The following is a 3,549-nucleotide window of genomic DNA, read 5'->3' on the forward strand; positions in this document are numbered from 1 at the left end:
GCGCCACGGCCCGTTGTGGAGCCGTGGCGCGCGGCCGGGCCGCGTAACTCGGTTCGGCATCGTCACTCAGTTCGGCATCGTCGCCGTATGGAGGAACGGCTCGATGGCGGCGCACCATGCGTCGGGCTGTTCCCAGGGGAGAAGATGGCCCGCGTCGGGGATTTCGGCGTAGGCGCCGCGCGGTAGCACCCGGACCATCTCCTGGGCCTCGGCGCGGCCCAGTTCGGCATCGAGGCCGCGAACGACCAGGGTCGGGCACGGGACTTGGGCGAGCTCTTCCCAATGGGCGTCATGGACCCAGGTCTCGCGGGCGGTGAGCATCTGGCGGCAGGAGAAGACGGGGCGCCAGCCGTCGGCGCGCTCGGCCATCACCTCGGCGAAGAACTCGCCTCGGGCCGGTCTGGGGCGCTCCAGCGTCGGGTCGTCCTCACCGAACCACTTGCGGACGTCCGCGAGGTTGGCGAACGGCACCGGCCAGGAGCGGAACCACTCGGTCCATTCCTGCTGCGAGGCCGCACCCAGCGCCGACGCCCGCATATCGCAGATGACCAGCGCGCTGACCAGATCCGGGCGCCGGGCCGCTAATTGCCATGCCGTCAGGGCGCCCATGGCATGTCCGACGAGGGCGACCGGGGCGAGGTCGAGCTGCTCGATGGCCGCGATGGCGTCATCGACGTACGCCTCGCGGTCGTACGGCCCGTCGGAGGGCTTTTCGCTGCGGCCGTGGCCCCGCTGGTCCAGAGCGACCGGGCGGTGACGCGCACTCAGCCGGCGGGCGGTGTCCGCCCAGTGGGAGGCGCGCCCCATCAGACCATGGAGCAGCAGCACGCCCGGCCGGTGCTCGCTCCCCTCCAACCCGCCGCCGATCTTGGGCGGGTCGGTGAATTCCCAGGCGGCGAGACGCATGCCGCCGGTCCCTGTCACATCGATGCGCCGCACCATGTGCCCTGGCACCCCCAATCGTCCCTTGAGCAGCTCCACACTATCGAACCCCTATTCGAACGCGCCGCTCCGGCGCTCAATACCCCTCGTTCGAGTGACCTCGCTCAAGGGTTGGCCGCGCTCGCCACGGGGAGACATCTGCCGGGAGGCGGGCCCTACCGGGAAGGGGGCCCGTGGGGAAAGACCCTGGGAGCTCGGGGCTCCGGGTCTTTGGTGGGGGACATGGGGAGGCAGGGCCCCGGCTGCTCGCAGCGCCGGGGCCCTGACTGTTCCCAGACTCAGTGGATGCATCCGAGCCCCCTCCCCGGCCAGGACAGGCCGACGCGCGACCAAGCGTCAGCGTGACACGACACCGGCCGTATCGCACGGATTCGCACAAGTCCGTTCAACGGGCAAGAACTTGCCGAGCCCGCCGAACGGCGCGTCGGCGCAGCTCAGCGGGCTCTCGGGCAGCGTGCTGGAGGAAGTGCGAAAAGGAAAGAAACTACTTTCAGCGCTTTGCGACGAAGACATGCGAGGCGATCTCGGAGTCCAGCTCGGCGGCCTCGCCGCTGCTGCCGACCAGCACCCCGGCCGGCGACTCCGTCACGCTCACCACAGCGCCCGGCTGCACACCGGCCCGCCGCAGGGTGTACATCAGCTGGGCGTCCGCCTGGATCGGCTCCCCGATCCGGCGCACGACCGCCGTCTTGCCGTCTGCCCCGGCGTCCAGGTCCATCAGGCTCACCATGCCCGCGTCCAGGAACGGGTCGACCTCGGACTTCTCGCCCAGCTCCTCAAGGCCGGGGATGGGGTTGCCGTACGGCGACTCCGTCGGATGCCGCAGCAGCTCCACGACGCGGCGCTCGACCGCCTCGCTCATCACATGCTCCCAGCGGCACGCCTCGGCGTGCACCTGCTCCCATTCGAGCCCGATGACGTCGACGAGCAGGCACTCGGCCAGGCGGTGCTTGCGCATCACCCGGGTCGCCAGCCGCCGGCCCTCCTCCGTCAGCTCCAGATGCCGGTCACCCGCGACCGTCAGCAGCCCGTCTCGCTCCATGCGCGCCACCGTCTGGCTCACCGTCGGGCCGCTCTGTTCGAGCCGCTCCGCGATGCGGGCGCGCATGGGGACCACACCTTCCTCTTCCAGTTCGAGGATGGTGCGGAGATACATCTCCGTGGTGTCGATCAGTCCGGACATGCGTGCCCCTCGATGTGTGGTGCGGTGGCCCTGGACTCAATTCTGACGCATCCCACTGACAACGGTGCCTCCTCGTCCGCAGACCGGACCCGCTCGGCCGTATTGACAGGGCACTGGTCCAGACCGCAACGTGATCCGCGCCACTGATCACATGGCGACGCGATCCGACGCGATCCGACGAGAGGGGCCCGCGGCAATGGCTGACAGCGACCGGAGCGACCGGCTGTCCGGGAAGTACTTCGACGCCGCGATCGACCTGCTGCGACAGGTCCGCGACGAGGAGGGCGACCGGATCATCGCGGCCGGAGAGCTGATCGCGGACACCGTCGTGGCGGGCGGGCGGGTCTTCTCCTTCGGCGCCGGCCACTCCTCGCTCCCGGCGCAGGACACGGTCTACCGCGCGGGCGGCCTGGCCCTCATGAATCTGCTCTCCGTCCCGGGTGTCGTCGGTGTTGACGTACGGCCCGCGACGCTCGGCAGCGCGCTGGAGCGGGTCGACGGGCTGGCCGCGGCCGTTTTGGACACCAGTCCGCTGGAGCGGGGCGATGTGCTGGTGATCATCTCGCTCTCCGGGCGCAACTCGCTGCCCGTCGAGATGGCGATGAACGCCCGGGCCCTCGGCATCAAGGTCATCGGCGTGACATCGGTGGCGTACACGGAGGCCACCACGTCCCGGCATGCCTCGGGCAGCTTCCTCAAGGACCACTGCGACATCGTTGTGGACAGCCGGATCCCGGTCGGCGACGCGGAGCTGACGCTGTCGGGCATCGACGCACCGTTCGCCCCCGCCTCCACGGTGGTCACCAGCGCGATCATGCAGGCCATGGTGGCGACGGCCGCGGGCACACTGGCCGAGCGGGGCATCGACCCGCCGCTGCTGCGCTCGGGGAATGTCGACGGCGGGCACGACTGGAACGCCCGGGTGATCAGCGAGTACGCGGACCGGATCTTCTACCGGCAGTGAGCCCCCGGGGCCCGGCCGCCGCCGGTCCCCCAAACCCGCCCGGCCCGCCTCAGAGCGACGCCGCGCCCGCGAGATCCAGGGCCGCGGCGATCCGGGCCGCGACCTCCTCCGCGTAGTCCGCGTCCGCGCGGTCGAAGGGGCGGCGCGCGGGCGCCCGCAGAAACGTCACAACGCCGAGCGCGCGGCCACGGCTGCGCAGCACCACACACAGGCCGTGCACGGTGCCGTCCGGCCAGTTGCGGGCGGCCGCCCAGCCCTCGGGCGAGGCCGCGGGACCGGCGCTGCAACGCACCGAGCCGCGCCGCTCGTACGCCTGGAACGCCGGATGGCCCGGCGTGTACGCCACCGGGAGGCCGTTCGCCGGGGCCGCCTCGGAGGGGCCGGGCGAACCGGCCGGGGAGGCCAGCGCCCGCACCAGGCGTGGCGCACCGCGCTGCCGCGCCCGGCGGTCGGCAGCCGC

Annotated in this window: 4 protein-coding genes; 1 reads left to right on the forward strand and 3 read right to left on the reverse strand. The window is 71.6% G+C overall.

Annotated features, from left to right (window positions below; translation table 11 throughout):
* Nucleotides 1-66: 66 nt before the first annotated feature.
* Nucleotides 67-942 (reverse strand): alpha/beta fold hydrolase, encoded by an 876-nt coding sequence (locus tag DY245_RS34000; RefSeq protein WP_128510990.1) that lies wholly within the window; start codon nucleotides 940-942, stop codon nucleotides 67-69.
* 490 nt (nucleotides 943-1,432) lie between these two features.
* Nucleotides 1,433-2,125 (reverse strand): iron-dependent transcriptional repressor DtxR, encoded by a 693-nt coding sequence (locus tag DY245_RS34005; RefSeq protein ID WP_128510991.1) that lies wholly within the window; start codon nucleotides 2,123-2,125, stop codon nucleotides 1,433-1,435.
* A 196-nt stretch (nucleotides 2,126-2,321) separates the two neighbouring features.
* Here DY245_RS34005 and DY245_RS34010 point away from each other — a divergent pair, with 196 nt between their 5' ends.
* Nucleotides 2,322-3,089, forward strand: a complete 768-nt coding sequence (locus DY245_RS34010) for an SIS domain-containing protein (RefSeq protein WP_128510992.1) — start codon at nucleotides 2,322-2,324, stop codon at nucleotides 3,087-3,089.
* 49 nt (nucleotides 3,090-3,138) lie between these two features.
* On the opposite strand, the gene DY245_RS34015 is transcribed toward DY245_RS34010, so the two are convergent.
* Nucleotides 3,139-3,549, reverse strand: a 411-nt coding sequence (locus tag DY245_RS34015) for a GAF domain-containing protein (RefSeq protein ID WP_128510993.1), incomplete at its 5' end; no start/stop codon positions are given.

Source organism: Streptomyces inhibens (assembly GCF_003389455.1).
GTDB lineage: Bacteria > Actinomycetota > Actinomycetes > Streptomycetales > Streptomycetaceae > Streptomyces > Streptomyces inhibens.

Coding starts and splice junctions, on each gene's coding strand:
- DY245_RS34000 (WP_128510990.1), bottom strand. CDS start 942: ATGGTGCGGCGCATCGATGTGACAGGGACCGGCGGCATGCGTCTCGCC.
- DY245_RS34005 (WP_128510991.1), bottom strand. CDS start 2,125: ATGTCCGGACTGATCGACACCACGGAGATGTATCTCCGCACCATCCTC.
- DY245_RS34010 (WP_128510992.1), top strand. CDS start 2,322: ATGGCTGACAGCGACCGGAGCGACCGGCTGTCCGGGAAGTACTTCGAC.